This window comes from Arthrobacter terricola (assembly GCF_004354015.1).
In the GTDB taxonomy this organism is placed as follows: Bacteria; Actinomycetota; Actinomycetes; order Actinomycetales; family Micrococcaceae; genus Arthrobacter; species Arthrobacter terricola.
Map to the genome: position 1 here is coordinate 67,305 of NZ_SMRU01000014.1, position 13,714 is coordinate 81,018.

Sequence of the window (13,714 nt, forward strand, 5' to 3'; positions counted from 1 at the left end):
TGTCACATCAAGACTGGATTTCGGGCAGTCGCGCTCGTCTTCCAAGGCGACAGGAGATCCCCATGGCGAGTTCCAAGATCACCGTCGAAGTCGATAATGTGAGCTACACCGACGAAGTCGAGCCACGACTACTGCTAGTCCAATATCTGCGCGAACGGCTCGGCAAGACCGGAACATTGATCGGCTGCGACACCACAAATTGCGGCGCCTGCACCGTCCATCTGGACGGAGTCAGCGTCAAATCCTGCACTATGTTCGCGGTTCAAGCGGACGGCCACAAAGTCACCACCATCGAAGGCATGGCCACAGACGGCAAGCTCCACCCGCTCCAACAGGCCTTCCACCAATGCCACGCGCTGCAGTGCGGCTTCTGCACCCCGGGCATGATCATGCAATCCGCATCACTCCTCAGTGAAAACCCACACCCCACCGAGCAGGAAATCCGGGACGGCCTGGAAGGAAACCTGTGCCGGTGTACCGGGTACCAGAACATTGTTGCCGCGGTCCAGGCCGTTGCCGATGGCACCGTTTCCGCGGGTAGCAACGAAACCGAAACGGCAGGTGTGGCATGACCGTCACCGAAGTCGGCAAGGCACGCCTCCGCAAGGAAGATGCCCACCTGATCACCGGGCGCACCCGGTACACGGACAACCTCACGCTGCCAGGCACGCTGCACCTCGCCCTGGTGCGAAGCCCGTTCGCGCACGCGAAGATCACCTCGATCGACACGTCCGAGGCGAAGTCTTCACCCGGCGTCGTTGCAGTGCTTACCGGAGCGGATGTGGCGGACAAGCAGGGAAGCCTACCGAACGTCTGGCCAATCACAGCGGAACAGAAGGCACCCGCCCACCCGGCCATCGCCGTCGACACCGTAGCCTTTGCCGGCGAAGTGGTTGCCTGCATTGTTGCCCGCACCGCCGCAGCCGCGCGCGACGCCGTCGAACTGGTCGATGTCAGCTACGAGGAGCTGCCGGTCGTCCTGGACCTCGAGGAAGCCGTCAAGGACGAAGTGCTGGCGCATCCGGACCTAGGCACCAATATTTCGGCCACGTGGGTGTACGACTCGGGGACCGCCGGTAGCGGCAAACCGATCGCCGAGGCGCTCGAGGGTGCCGAAGTCCTCATTGAGCGCACGTACTACCAGCAACGGCTCATCCCGGCCTTCATGGAACCGCGATCCGTCCTGGTGGACCCCACGGGTGAGCAGCTCACGGTGTGGTCGGCCACGCAGATACCGCACATCCTGCGGCTTTTGCTGGCGCTGACCCTGGGCATCCCGGAAAGCAAAGTCCGCGTGATCGCTCCGGACGTGGGCGGCGGCTTCGGCGGGAAGCTGCAGGTGACCCCCGAAGAAGCCATCACAGTGCTGGCCGCCCGGCATACCGGCAAGCCATGCAAGTACACGGAGACCCGTAGCGAATCCCTGATGGCTGCCCACCACGGCCGTGCCCAAGTGCAGAAAGTGAAACTCGCGGCCACGAAGGACGGGATCGTCACCGGCCTGGATATCCACCTGCTCGCGGATATGGGCGCCTACCTGGGCTTGGTCGCCTCGGGCGTCCCGATCCTCGGCGCCTTCATGTACAACTCGATCTACAAGTTCCCGGCCTACCGCTTCGAATGCACCAACCTCTTCACCAACAAAGCATGGACCGACGCTTACAGGGGCGCCGGGAGGCCGGAAGCCACGTTCGCGATCGAACGCACGATGGACGAACTCGCCGTCGAACTCAACATGGATCCGCTGGAGCTGCGCAAGAAGAACTGGATCACGCACGAGGAATTCCCCTTCGCCACGGTCGCAGGGCTGGAATACGACAGCGGCAACTATGAGGCGGCCACGGCGAAGGCCGAGGAACTCTTTGGTTATGACGAGCTCCGAGCCGAGCAAGCCCGGCGTCGCGAAGCCAACGATCCCGTGCAGCTCGGCATCGGCATCTCTACGTACACGGAAATGTGTGGACTGGCTCCATCCCGGGTACTTGGCGCACTCCGATACGTCGCCGGCGGCTGGGACCACGCCCAAGTGCGGGTGCTCCCCACCGGCAACATCGAAGTGGTGACTGGTACCTCAGCCCACGGCCAAGGCCACGAAACCGCATGGAGCCAACTCGTGGCGGACAAACTCGGTGTGGCGTTCGAAAATATCGAGGTCCTCCACGGAGACACCCACATCTCCCAACGGGGCATGGACACCTACGGCTCCCGCTCGCTGGTTGTCGGCGGGATGGCGGTGCTCGCCGCGGCGGACAAAGTGATCGCGAAGGCCAAAGTCATGGCCGCCCACATGATGGAAGCGAGCGAAGAGGACATCGAATTCGCCGAAGGGAAGTTCAGCGTCAAGGGAACGGAGCAATCAACGTCGTTCGGCGACGTCGCTTTCGCTACGTTCGCCGGGCACGACCTGCCGGAAGGCTTCGAACCCAACCTGGACTCCGAAGCGACCGTCGACCCGGACAACTTCTCCTTCCCCCACGGCACCCACTTTGCCGCCATCGAAGTGGATACCGAGACAGGCGAAGTTTCCATCCGTAAATACGTCTGCGTGGACGACGTCGGCGTGGTGGTCAATCCACTGATCGTGGAAGGCCAAGTCCACGGCGGCCTGGCCCAGGGAATCGCGCAAGCCCTCTACGAGGAAGCCGTGCACGACGAGACCGGAACCCTCGTCACAGGTTCATTCGTGGACTACCTCGTGCCAAGCGCACCTGATCTGCCGCACTTCACGACGGCGCGCACCGAGACCCCGGCGACCACCAACCAGTTGGGTGCCAAGGGAGTCGGCGAGGCGGGAACGATCGCCTCGACCCCAGCCATCGTCAATGGCGTGTTGGACGCCGTGCGGCACCTTGGCGTGAAGGACATCAACATGCCTTGCTCGCCGTCGCGCGTTTGGGCGGCCCTCGAAGAAGCCAAGACTGCCGGAGGTGTGCAATGATTCCGAGCGCATTCGATTACGCCGCCCCTGCCACGGTCGCGGAGGCGCTCGCGGCGCTCGCCGACGCCGGCGACGACGTCAAGGTGCTGGCCGGCGGTCAAAGCCTCATCCCGGTGATGAAGCTGCGCCTCGCCGACCCGGCGATGGTGGTGGACCTGGGCCGGATCGGTGAACTATCCGGCGTCCGGGACGACGGCGATGCCCTCCTGATCGGTGCCATGACAACGCACCACCAAGTTGCCACCGACCCCCTGATCGCCGAGCACGTGCCGTTGCTGGCCAAGGCCGCGGCGACGGTGGCGGATCCCCAGGTGCGCCACCGCGGCACCTTCGGTGGCGCACTTGTGCACGCCGACCCGGCGGGCGACATGCCCGCACCGGTGCTCGCCGCGGAGGCGACGTTCATCCTGGCTGGTCCGGACGGCGAACGCCAGGTGGCAGCCGCGGACTTCTTCCAGGGGTACTTCACCACCGCCGTCGACGACGGCGAAATCCTCACCGGGATCCGGGTCCCGAAATACACGGGTTGGGGAGCGCACTACGAGAAGTTCACCCGGGTGGCCCAGCAATGGTCCATCGTCGCGGTGGCCGCTATGGTCCGTGTGGAGGGCGGCACGATCGCCGAGGCAAGGATCGGGCTGACCAACATGGCCAGTACGCCGGTGCGGGCCACCGCGGTCGAACAAGCATTGGCGGGTGCGCCGTTGACGAAGGAAGCGATCGCCGCCGCCAGTTCACATGCGGCTGAAGGGACCGAACCTGCCAGCGACCTCAACGGAGACGCGGCCTACCGCCGGCACCTGGCTGAGGTCCTGACGAAGCGTGCGGTCATCGCCGCCGCAGGACTCTAGGGGACGACGGGAGGGAAACGTGGAACTCAAACATCGCTTCGTGGTTCCGAGTTCGCTCGAGGAAACCTGGCGGTCCTTCAACCAACTGGAAGAAATTGCGCCTTGCTTCCCGGGAGCGACCCTTACCTCCGTAGACGGCGAGGGGTTCACGGGCACAGTGAAGGTCAAACTCGGGCCGATCGCCATGATCTACGCCGGCACCGGCGAGTTCGTGGAACGCAACGAGGACACGCACACGGTCGTCATATCGGCGACGGGTAAGGACAAACGCGGGAACGGCACGGCAGGTGCCACGGTGACGGCGGTACTCACCCAAGACGGCGAAGGCACCGCCGTGGACGTGACCACCGACATGAACGTCACCGGCAAGCCTGCCCAATTCGGACGAGGCGTCATCCAGGACATTTCGGACAAATTGCTGGCCCAGTTTGTTGAGTGCGTCGTTGGGAAGGCGGGTGGTGGTGCCGGAGAATCAGCCGAGCCGGCTGCCACTGGGGACGCTGGGGCGGACACTGCGCCTTCTGCTGCGCCTGCCGCCGAGGCTGCCGCTGCAGCGGACGCGGCGGGAGCGCCGCCGTCGGGCGCTGCAACCTCGGCCGCGCCACCGGTAACCCCGACGCCGGCAGCCTCCCCTCGTGCCGCGGCGCCCCAAACGGGAGGGACGGCGTCGAAACCGCCCGTCGCCCCGGCAGCAGAACTGGACCTCGGCTCGACAATGTGGCCGATCCTGGTACGCCGCTATGGCCCGACGGTACTCTTTGCCGCCCTCTTGGTCCTGCTCGTTTGGCTTATCCGAAAGCGCGATCGGGGCTGATGGTTGGTGCACCACGAGGGAGCTCCAGCATGTTGAATGCTGGAGCTCCATTCGTGTGAGTGTTGGCCTTTGCCGCCACTCAATTTGGTGCTAATTACCACTCAGTAGCGGCCTCTGGAGCACCTAACGGGGCGATCCGGCCATAGTTTTGTTTGTGGGGGATCCGCCCCCGGATGGTCCGTCCCGATGCTTCAGCCCCCCTGAGAATTCCGGACGCGGGACATTGCTTCGGGGACCCGCCGAGCGATGTCTGTGGCCGGCCACGCGGTATGGCCGGCCACACCATCCGACAGCGAAGTGAAGAACTGGGCAGGCGGGTGGCTCGTCCCGTCACCCAGTTCTTCATGAAGGCTTTACGCCCGTACGGTCTGCAACCTCGACTGCCGGTGCCCACGCAGAGAGCAGCCGAAGCGATTCCTCCGACGCCGAACCCGGCTCAGCCGGATAAACCGCAAGCGTCAGACCCGGATCCTCGGCGAGATGCATCGCTTCGAACAAAAGACTGATGTCGCCCACCACAGGATGGTGGTATTCCTTCCGGCCCGAGTAATGATGCCGGACGTCATGGGCAGCCCAACGTACGCGGAAGTCGTCGCTACGCATTGACAAGCTGCCCACCAGGTCGCCCAAGGCTTTGTCGTAAGGGTTGCGTCCAGACTCCGAGCGCAGGATGGCCACGATGTTGTTTGCCGCGAGGTTCCAATCGCAATAGAAATCGCGTGCACGGGGGTCAAGGAACGCGTAGCGCGCCGAATTGGCCGGATGCACGGGGTCTTCAAACATTTGGGCGTAAAGGGCACGGCCCAGATGATTCGCCGCGAGGATGTCCCTGCGCCCGTTCCGGACGAACGCCGGAGCGTCCGTGATGGAATCGAGCACGACCTGGATGCTGGGCCGGACCCGCGTCTGAGCTTTCGGCCGGTACTCCCGGGAACGCGCCTGGGAGGACGCATTGGCCGTGCGGGCAAGGGCGAACAAGTGGTCCCGCTCGTCGTCGTTAAGCCGGAGGCCTCGGGCCAGCGCTTCGAGCACGCCCTCCGAAACACCGGACAGGTTCCCGCGCTCGAGTCGCGTGTAATAGTCCACGCTCACGCCCACGAGCATCGCGGCCTCCTCGCGCCGCAACCCCGGCACACGGCGATACCCGCCGTACACGGTGAGGCCGGCCATCTCAGGGGTGATCCGCCCGCGGCGCGAAACCAGGAAGTCGCGCACGTCCGTCCGATTGTCCATGGACCAACGTTAAGCGCAGTCCCTCGAGCTCAGGGAGGTTCTGCCAGAACCAGTATGAACAGCCCCCTCCCATCGCCACGGCGATCGCCGTTCCATGGAAGGGAACCGAGCGCAGGAAGCAACGTCGGCGCGCAATCAGCAAGGAAAAGCCGTGCAGACCACCCACCTCACCGCAACCCGTACCAACCCGGTGCCGGGACAGACCCGGGCCGCGCTTGGCGCCGCGGCGCTCGGGAACTTCATCATCACACTCGACGCCGTGGTGGTGAACGTAGCCCTCCCCAGTATCAGGAACGACGTCGGAGGAGGCATGACCGGGCTCCAATGGGTAGTGGACGGCTACACCCTCATGTTCGCCGGGCTACTCCTCACGGCAGGTGCCGTTTCCGACCGCCTCGGTGCTCGGCGCTCCTTCGCCTTCGGCCTGGTCCTCTTCGTGATCGCGTCACTCGCGTGCGGACTGGCCCCGAACCTCGGCGCGCTCGTCACGGCCCGGTTCATCCAAGGTGCAGCCGCGGCGATCATGATGCCTACCACCATGGCCCTCATCGGGCAGACATTCCGCGACCCGAAGCAGCGGGCGCGCGCAATCGGCGTCTGGGCCGCGGCAGGTGCCATCGCCGCGTCCTCAGGTCCCGTCGTCGGGGGCTTGCTGAACCTGCTGAGCTGGCGGCTGATCTTCCTCGTGAACCTTCCCGTCGGAGTGATCGGCCTTCTCCTCCTCGCGCGGGTGCGGCGCTCGCCGCAACGGGACGTGCCGTTCGACTGGGCCGGGCAGGCGACGGCGGTCCTCGCCATGGGCGGTATCACTTACGCGACCATCGAAGCAGGAGCATTGGGACTCGCCGCCCGCACGTCCTGCTGGCCTTCGCTATCGGGATCCTGAGCCTCGCGGCGTTCGTGATAACCCAGCGCCGCGGACGCCATCCGATGGTCCCGCGAGTGCTGGCCACCTCCCGCACCATGGCCGTATCGGCCGGAATTGGATTCGCGTTCATGGTCGGCTTTTACGGACTTCCGTTCGTCATGAGCCTCTACCTCCAGCAGAACAGGGGATTCAGCTCTCTTGCCACGGGCATCGCGTTCCTGCCCATGATGGCCATCGGAGCCCTCGTCACACCGTTCATTGCGAAGATCATCGGCCGCTACGGCGCGCGCCGATTGGCAACCACCGGACTGCTCATCATGGCGGCCGGACTCGCCGCCGTCGCACTCGCCCCCGAACAAACACCTGTCTGGGTGCTGGCGGTCGCCATGATGCTCGTCGGGTTCTCCGCCCCGCTGATCATGCCGCCCACCACCGCAATACTGCTCGACCACGTTCCCGAGCAGCTCTCCGGCACAGCAAGCGGCGTGTTCAATACCAGCAGGCAGACGGGCGGGGCGCTCGCCGTCGCGGTCTTCGGCGCCCTATTGGCCGGACCCGAACCCCACGAAGGGGTGCTTGTCAGCCTCTCCCTTGCCGCCGTCGTCGCACTCGCCGCCGCGGCAGCAAGCCGGCTAATGCCGCGGACCTAGGTCTGGTCAGCCGTCCGTAGGTGTCGGCGGGGCTTGGCGTAGGCCGAACCACCTGTTCGCCGCGCCCCGCGACCCCTCGGTGAGTACGGTGAAGGGGCGCGGCTCAAGTCCACGGTCACGGACCACCTGCTCCAGGAAGTCCCGCAGGAGCCAGACGTCCGCCGGATCGGTGGCCGGATCCGCGTCCAGGGCGCGCTGCAACTGCACGTCTGTGAAGTCCAAGGAGTCGCGCAGTTGCTCCGTGCTCAATCCGGACAAATCGAGGTTCGCATGGAGCTCATCGCGGGTGGTTTGGCGTTGCTTCGAGTTCAGGGACATGGATTCTTCAACTTTGCAGTGGCGTTTTAGACAGGATCCATGTGTTCGTTGCGCCTTGTCTAGTGAACGTCACCGTGGTGACAAGGGCGCGGATCAGGGCCAGACGTCCGGCTCGGCATCGCCGTCCGGCATGGTGCCGTGCCCTACTGGCCGGTACCGGATTTTCCCCGTAGTCTTTTGGGCGGACCTGTGGCGTGCTTCACATTTTGGCGCCGTCGGGGTCCATGCTTTTACCAGACCGTCGGGACGGCAGCCCAGCGCCGTGTTTCCGTCTCGACAACGGGAAATCTATGGGCCGTCAAGAGCAGCGACGACGACAAAGAGGGTAAGCGCAGCTAGGACCACCAGGACAAGATCGCGCCCCTGCCCGGCAACGCGTGTCGCGGCTGTCCGGCGTGTTTGATTCGGCTTAACGCGTGTGGGCGGTTTCGTCGGAATCGTTCCGGGGCACGTGGCGCCAGGCCTGCCAGTCTGCAGGGCGGATCGTGGGCCGGCCAAGGAAGTATCCTTGTCCGGCATTCATGCCCAGTGCCGTGACGGCGGCCAGTTCTTCGGGGTTCTCGATGCCTTCGGCGATGATCGTGGCGCCGATCTGTTTGGCGAAGTCGACCATGGCGGCGCCCAGGGCCTGCCGGGCCGGGTCATGGTCGATCCCGGCGATCAGGGCCCGGTCGAGTTTGATGATGTCCGGGCGCAGCTGCAGGATATGGCGCATGGAGGCGTATCCTGACCCGGCGTCATCAATGGCTAGCCGCAGGCCGCGCCGGCGCAGGGGAGCAAGGGCTGCCGTCAAGGGCGCGTATTCGGCCACCGCCAGGTTTTCGGTCAGTTCAAGGACGATCCGGTCTTCCCGGAGAGCGGCTTTTTCCAGGAGCCCGGGCAAGCGGGGGTCAAGGCATGTCTGCGGGGACAGGTTCAGCGCGACATAGAGCCCGGCCGGCAGCCGTCCTGCTGCGTTGAGGGCCGCTTCGAGGGCGACGAATTCCAGTTCTCCTCCGAGCCCGACGGTGTTGGCTTCGTTGAACCAGTGCTCCGCGCCCTTGCCGTCCTCGCTCGGGAACCGGGCGAGGGCTTCAACACCAATGATTTCCCTGTCCGGCAGACGATAGATCGGCTGGAAGGCCGTTAGGATCACGCGGCCGCGGAGGGTGGCTTCGACCTGGTCGGTAATGCGTTGTTTCAGCAGTTCCCTGGCGCTTTGGGGAGGAAGGGGCCGGCTGGTGCCTTCGAACCCCGTCCCGGCCGGGCGGGCCCGGCCTGATGCTTCCATCCAGACCGGGGCCCCGTTGCGGTGGCGGCAGACCATGACAACGCCGTCCCAGCCCGATCCGTGGCTGTCCATGGCCGCCGCCACCGACCGCCGCGCGCTGGCCAGGTCCTCCAGATCAAGGACCATTTGGCAGGGCTGGCCGACGAGTTCGGCAGGGTCGTAACCCAGCAACGCCTTGCTGGCCCTGCTGGAAAAGAGGAACGTCCCTTCCGCGTCAACGGCCCACAGCCATTCCTGGCTGGTCTCGGCGACGGTTTCGATCAGTGCGTATGCGCTTCTGGCGCGGGAGCGCTCCGCGTGATTGTCCCGGATCCCCTTCAGGGCAACGAAGAACGTCACCACGATCAGGCTTGCCGCGAGCGACACCAGGACCACAACCGCCTCGCGGGAGACATCGGTACCAGAGCCCAGTGCTGCGGCGATCCCGATGGCAAAGGCGCCTTGGAGGCAAAGGACGACCAGCAGCAGCCGGCCTCCTGGAAACGACCGGATCATCCCTTGATGCCGCTGCACCATTTCATCCCCCTGACCTGGATCCCGTCCCCCACGGACCGGCACTTCAGTCAGGATAATCCTCCCCGTATGCTCGCCACCGCCATTCCGCCGAACTATGACCTTGTTGGCCTTCTACTACCGGGCGGGAGTCCATTCCTTCCAGTCCGCGGGGCGCGTGGTGGGCCGGCCGAGGAAGTAGCCTTGCCCCGCGGTGACGCCCAGGGCGGTGACGGTGGCCAGTTCCTCGGCGGTTTCGATGCCTTGCGCGATCACCACGGCACCGATGTGTTCGGCCAACCCGACCAAGGCTTCGACCAGGGAAGAACGGACTTCGTCCGTGTCAATCCCGGCGATGAGATTCCGGTCCAGAGTGATGATCTCCGGGCGCACGTGCCTGATGTGCCGGATCGAGGTGAAGAACGAGCCCGCGTGGTCGATCGCCAGGCGCAGCCCTTTGCGGCGTAGCGGAGCCAGTGCGGCAACGACCGGTGCTGGCTGCTCCCGAGTCATCGCCTCGGTCAGCTCAAGGACCATTCGGGCTGGATCCAGTGCCGTCTCCTCCAGCAGGACCGGCAGGAGAGGATCCAGGCAGGTCGCGGGGGATAGTTTCAGCGTCACGAACAGGTGCGCGGGCAATTCCGCGGCGGCGGCAAGGGCCGACTCCAAGGCCGCGAATTCAAGATCGCCTGCAAGCCGGGCGTGCTTCGCGTCGGCAAACCATTCCTCCGTGCTGCCACCGTCCTCGCCCAGGAATCTGGTCATCGCCCCGGCCCCGATCACGCTGCCATCCGCGAGGTCACGGACTGGCTGGAATGCGGTCACCAGCATCCTGCCGTGAAGAACTGCCTCGATCCGCGACCGCACCGCCGCTTCGGAGCGCGGGAAAACGGAACCGGTCAGTTGCCGCGCCCCTGCCGTGCCAGGCCCGGGCACGGTGTCCTGCATCCGGTCGCGGAACCTGGCCACGGCCCTGACGGCGATCAGGTGCTCCAGCAGCGCGGTTTCGGGATGTCCGGGATTTGCGGCAAGGCTCTCACGCAACCGCTCCTTGATCTCTTCCTGGTCAGGTCGGGACTCGGACAATACCGACTCTATGATCTCGGCAGCTTGCCGGCGGACTGGCGGTTCCTCCCCGCCAGGCGCCCGGCCATCCTGGCTCCCGGAGCCGGGCGCAGGGACAGTGCCTGGGGTGAAAGGCTTCGGCTCTGTCGACATCGACTATTCCTTTGTTCCCTGGCCTCCGGCTGAGCCCGGAAACCCACCCGGCAGCCACGCCCCTTCCCCCGAAGTCACCACCGGGAGGAACAAGCCTGCCGTGAAAAGACGGTACAACGAGACCGGCCGTTCTGTCTCCCCCACGAGACACCATCCGCGCCGTCAGGGCTGTGCTGGAATCTGAAGGTTAATGATGGTCTCGGGCTCCTTTGTGCGGCACCGATGCGACGCCCGCGCACGTCAGGGCGCGCTCGTCGGCGGGATGTGAGCGGGCGTTGGTCTGGAAGGCGCCGGACGTGAGCGGGCGTTGGTCTGGAAGGCGCCGGACGTGAGCGGGCGTTGGGGGTTACGGCGACGGCTCGCGACGTTACATGAAGTCGTGTACCGTTGTGGGTGTGAAGACGTTGACCGTAAACGAGGTACTGGCGCGCTTCGGGAAGGCCCTGGCCGATCCGACGAGGGCCGCCGTCCTCATGCGCCTGAAGGATGGTCCTGCATACTCGGGGGACTTGGCGGATGCCATCGGAGTGAGCAAACAAGTCCTCTCCAACCACCTTGCATGCCTGCGGGACTGCGGTTTGGTGGTTGCCGAGTCGGAAGGCCGGAGGGTCCGTTACGAGCTCTCGGACGCGAAACTCGCGCACGCACTGGGAGACCTCCTCGGCGTGATTCTCTCGGTGGAACCCGTCTGCCTCTGCGCGGTGCCGGAGTGCCCGCAATGAGCACCCTCGCCGTCGACCGTCGTACTATGTTGGCCCGCAGGATCCGGTTGTTCTCGGCGGCGGTGATCGGCTACAACCTATTCGAGGCGATCGTCGCGATTGCGGCCGGGGCCGCCTCCGGCTCAGCTGCATTGATCGGATTCGGCCTCGACTCGGTGGTGGAAGTGGCTTCCGCCGCGGTAATTTTCTGGCAGTTTGGCGTCGTGGACCACGAGCGCAGGGAGAAAGCCGCGCTGCGGATGGTGGCCGGCCTGTTCTTTGTCCTCGCTGCCTATCTCAGCGTCACGTCGGTGGTCAAGCTGCTGGGCGTCCAAGAACCGGTCGAATCTCCGGTAGGGATGGCTTTGACTGCCCTCAGCCTTCTGGTGATGCCGCTCTTGTCCTACGGGCAGCGCCGGGCGGGCCACGAGTTGGGCTCACGCAGCGCAGTGGCCGACTCCAAACAAACGCTTCTTTGCACCTACCTCTCCGCGGTGGTACTCGTTGGCCTCGCGGTCAACGCCTTGTTCGGGTGGGCGTGGGCTGATCCGGTGGCTGCCCTGGTGATCGCTACGGTCGCCGTGAAAGAAGGCGTCGACGCCGCCCGCGGCGATGCGTGCTGCGCCCCGGCTGCAGGGTGGACCACCGAGGCGGAGCAGTCCGGGGTTGTTGAGGGCCCGGACGATTGCTCATGCTGCGCGCCCCAAGCCACCACGATTGACTTAGGTACACGCTCCGAAGCCGGAAGGGGGAAGTCATGAGCGGGCACGACCACTCACATGCGGATGCAACCCAGGACAGGTCGCGCCTCATAGCGGCCCTCGCTGTGACGGTGTTGATCCTCATAGCCGAGATCATCGGTGCTGCCCTGTCCGGATCGCTCGCGCTGCTGGCGGACGCGGGCCACATGTTCACCGATGCTTCCGGACTGGTCATCGCCCTGATCGCGGCGTCCCTGGCATTACGCCCGCGGACGCCTGAACGCACGTGGGGATTCAAACGCGCCGAGGTCCTCGCGGCCGCGCTTCAAGCCGGGCTTCTGCTTGTGGTAGGCGGATTCGTCCTCGTTGAAGGCATCCGCCGCTTGGTCGAACCGCCCGAGGTTGGCTCGTCCGCGATGCTCCTCTTCGGCATCATCGGCCTGGCGGGAAATGCAGTGGCCCTGATGGTGCTGGCCTCGGGCCGCCACAGCAGCTTCAATTTGCGGGCAGCATTCCTTGAGGTCCTGAACGACGCCCTGGGTTCCGCAGCCGTAATCATCGCGGCAATCGTGATCAGCCTGACCGGTTGGACCCGCGCCGACGCTCTGGTTTCGCTGCTCATCGGAGTCCTGATCATTCCCCGGACGCTCCGGCTGCTCAAGGAAACCACCGAGGTCCTCCTGGCTGCCACCCCTAAGGGCCTGGACCTCCGTGCCGTCCGTGACCACATCCTCGCGCTGCCCCACGTCGTGGACGTGCACGATCTCCACGCCACGCTCATCGGCACGGGAACTCCCGTGATCACCGGCCACGTGACCCTCAAGGACGAATGCCTCACGAACGGACATTCCCAGCAGATCCTCGCCGACCTGCAGAAATGCGTTGCCGAGCATTTCGACGTCCCCGTGGAACACTCCACCTTCCAGTTGGAGACCGCCGCCCACCGCGACCAGGAACACCTCCACCACTGACGCGAAGAGCCGTGCACAACTGAAGCCAAAAACCCCTCAGCACTCGGGATGCACTGCCACCTTCACGAACGCCGCGGTTTGGTACAGGTATTGGTACGCCCAGGAGTACGTGGGCTGGGTCAGTGACACCAGCGGCAGCTGAGGCTGGTCGGCAACCATGTGGAGCTCGTCCTTGTAGCAACGCTCCACGATCACCCGGGCCCGCGTGACGTGGAACTGGGCCGTGAGGACGTTGGCGCTGTGCCAGCCATAGCGATCGGACATGCTCTTGAGGGCCCGCGCTTCGCCCTGGGTGGTGAAGGGTTCCGGATGGAAGCAAATCACCCGGTAGGACATGTGTTCCCCGCAGATGTCCGCAGTGAACCGGCCGTACTTGTCCACGGGACTCGACACAGCGAGGGTAGGCGCGTAGCCCTCGTCCATCAGTTTTTCGGCATAGTCCATGCGGGAGTCGGGCGGACCGAGGACGAACACCACATCCGCGCGCTGGGGTTCATCGGACTGGGGTTCCACGTAGAGGAAAATGCCTGCGATCGCCCACACGAATCCAAGGGAAGCTGCTATTGCCAACCACCTCACAACAAGGCGGTTCCGTCGCCTGGGCGCCGGAGGCTGCGGCGCGGCCTGTGCCTCGGGTGTGCGAATAAGGGTCATACCGTCCTCTTACCAATGCGGAATGCGGGCGGCAG

Annotated in this window: 14 protein-coding genes and 1 pseudogene; 9 read left to right on the forward strand and 6 right to left on the reverse strand. The window is 65.1% G+C overall.

The window, feature by feature from the left end; genetic code table 11:
* Positions 1-62 precede the first annotated feature (62 nt).
* From E1809_RS13025 to E1809_RS13040, 4 genes are read left to right on the forward strand one after another with little or no spacing between them, the layout of a single operon-like run.
* Positions 63-572, forward strand: coding sequence for a (2Fe-2S)-binding protein (locus tag E1809_RS13025; protein WP_133204660.1), 510 nt, complete (start codon positions 63-65; stop codon positions 570-572).
* Entirely contained in the window at positions 569-2,938 is a 2,370-nt protein-coding gene (locus tag E1809_RS13030) for a xanthine dehydrogenase family protein molybdopterin-binding subunit (RefSeq protein ID WP_133204661.1), read from the forward strand. Before E1809_RS13025 ends, E1809_RS13030 begins: the two co-directional genes overlap by 4 nt.
* Positions 2,935-3,789 (forward strand): FAD binding domain-containing protein, encoded by an 855-nt coding sequence (locus tag E1809_RS13035; protein WP_133204662.1) that lies wholly within the window; start codon positions 2,935-2,937, stop codon positions 3,787-3,789. Before E1809_RS13030 ends, E1809_RS13035 begins: the two co-directional genes overlap by 4 nt.
* Before the next feature lie 19 nt (positions 3,790-3,808).
* Positions 3,809-4,603, forward strand: a complete 795-nt coding sequence (locus E1809_RS13040) for an SRPBCC family protein (protein ID WP_133204663.1) — start codon at positions 3,809-3,811, stop codon at positions 4,601-4,603.
* 342 nt (positions 4,604-4,945) lie between these two features.
* Here E1809_RS13040 and E1809_RS13045 read toward each other — a convergent pair whose 3' ends face one another.
* A complete protein-coding gene (locus E1809_RS13045; protein WP_133204664.1) occupies positions 4,946-5,836 on the reverse strand; it encodes a helix-turn-helix transcriptional regulator in 891 nt (296 codons plus the stop codon).
* Between the two features lie 151 nt (positions 5,837-5,987).
* Between E1809_RS13045 and E1809_RS27735 the strand changes: the two genes are divergently transcribed.
* Both E1809_RS27735 and E1809_RS27740 read left to right on the forward strand, forming a co-directional pair.
* The gene (locus E1809_RS27735; protein WP_205754178.1) at positions 5,988-6,722 is read left to right on the forward strand and encodes an MFS transporter; all 735 of its coding nucleotides are present in this window, start codon (positions 5,988-5,990) and stop codon (positions 6,720-6,722) included.
* Between the two features lie 14 nt (positions 6,723-6,736).
* Positions 6,737-7,354, forward strand: a complete 618-nt coding sequence (locus tag E1809_RS27740; protein WP_205754184.1) for an MFS transporter — start codon at positions 6,737-6,739, stop codon at positions 7,352-7,354.
* A gap of 6 nt (positions 7,355-7,360) precedes the next feature.
* Here E1809_RS27740 and E1809_RS13055 read toward each other — a convergent pair whose 3' ends face one another.
* From E1809_RS13055 to E1809_RS13070, 4 genes and pseudogenes are all read right to left on the reverse strand, one after another.
* Positions 7,361-7,672 carry a DUF2316 family protein gene (locus tag E1809_RS13055; protein WP_133204665.1) on the reverse strand — a complete coding sequence of 104 codons (312 nt, stop codon included), beginning with the start codon at positions 7,670-7,672 and terminating at the stop codon, positions 7,361-7,363.
* Positions 7,673-7,679: 7 nt separating this feature from the next.
* Positions 7,680-7,781 (reverse strand): annotated as a pseudogene (locus E1809_RS27985) (ATP-binding protein); the annotation flags it as partial.
* Positions 7,782-8,081: 300 nt separating this feature from the next.
* Entirely contained in the window at positions 8,082-9,437 is a 1,356-nt protein-coding gene (locus E1809_RS13065; RefSeq protein ID WP_235835580.1) for a sensor domain-containing phosphodiesterase, read from the reverse strand.
* 135 nt (positions 9,438-9,572) lie between these two features.
* On the reverse strand, positions 9,573-10,652 hold the full coding sequence (locus E1809_RS13070; RefSeq protein WP_133204666.1) for an EAL domain-containing protein: 1,080 nt from the start codon (positions 10,650-10,652) through the stop codon (positions 9,573-9,575).
* Between the two features lie 395 nt (positions 10,653-11,047).
* Between E1809_RS13070 and E1809_RS13075 the strand changes: the two genes are divergently transcribed.
* Genes E1809_RS13075 through E1809_RS13085 form a run of 3 tightly spaced genes read left to right on the forward strand, consistent with a single transcriptional unit; the run spans position 11,048 to position 13,025 of the window.
* A complete protein-coding gene (locus E1809_RS13075) occupies positions 11,048-11,374 on the forward strand; it encodes an ArsR/SmtB family transcription factor (protein WP_205754179.1) in 327 nt (108 codons plus the stop codon).
* The gene (locus tag E1809_RS13080; RefSeq protein WP_133204667.1) at positions 11,371-12,114 is read left to right on the forward strand and encodes a cation diffusion facilitator family transporter; all 744 of its coding nucleotides are present in this window, start codon (positions 11,371-11,373) and stop codon (positions 12,112-12,114) included. The genes E1809_RS13075 and E1809_RS13080 overlap by 4 nt, the downstream gene beginning before the upstream one ends.
* On the forward strand, positions 12,111-13,025 hold the full coding sequence (locus E1809_RS13085) for a cation diffusion facilitator family transporter (RefSeq protein ID WP_133204668.1): 915 nt from the start codon (positions 12,111-12,113) through the stop codon (positions 13,023-13,025). Before E1809_RS13080 ends, E1809_RS13085 begins: the two co-directional genes overlap by 4 nt.
* Before the next feature lie 36 nt (positions 13,026-13,061).
* On the opposite strand, the gene E1809_RS13090 is transcribed toward E1809_RS13085, so the two are convergent.
* Entirely contained in the window at positions 13,062-13,679 is a 618-nt protein-coding gene (locus E1809_RS13090) for a YdcF family protein (RefSeq protein ID WP_133204669.1), read from the reverse strand.
* Positions 13,680-13,714: the final 35 nt, after the last annotated feature.

Excerpts from the sequence above, each read along its gene's own strand:
- E1809_RS13025 (WP_133204660.1), top strand. The coding sequence starts at position 63 with ATGGCGAGTTCCAAGATCACCGTCGAAGTCGATAATGTGAGCTACACC.
- E1809_RS13030 (WP_133204661.1), top strand. The coding sequence starts at position 569 with ATGACCGTCACCGAAGTCGGCAAGGCACGCCTCCGCAAGGAAGATGCC.
- E1809_RS13035 (WP_133204662.1), top strand. The coding sequence starts at position 2,935 with ATGATTCCGAGCGCATTCGATTACGCCGCCCCTGCCACGGTCGCGGAG.
- E1809_RS13045 (WP_133204664.1), bottom strand. The coding sequence starts at position 5,836 with ATGGACAATCGGACGGACGTGCGCGACTTCCTGGTTTCGCGCCGCGGG.
- E1809_RS13055 (WP_133204665.1), bottom strand. The coding sequence starts at position 7,672 with ATGTCCCTGAACTCGAAGCAACGCCAAACCACCCGCGATGAGCTCCAT.
- E1809_RS13065 (WP_235835580.1), bottom strand. The coding sequence starts at position 9,437 with ATGATCCGGTCGTTTCCAGGAGGCCGGCTGCTGCTGGTCGTCCTTTGC.
- E1809_RS13070 (WP_133204666.1), bottom strand. The coding sequence starts at position 10,652 with ATGTCGACAGAGCCGAAGCCTTTCACCCCAGGCACTGTCCCTGCGCCC.
- E1809_RS13080 (WP_133204667.1), top strand. The coding sequence starts at position 11,371 with ATGAGCACCCTCGCCGTCGACCGTCGTACTATGTTGGCCCGCAGGATC.
- E1809_RS13085 (WP_133204668.1), top strand. The coding sequence starts at position 12,111 with ATGAGCGGGCACGACCACTCACATGCGGATGCAACCCAGGACAGGTCG.
- E1809_RS13090 (WP_133204669.1), bottom strand. The coding sequence starts at position 13,679 with ATGACCCTTATTCGCACACCCGAGGCACAGGCCGCGCCGCAGCCTCCG.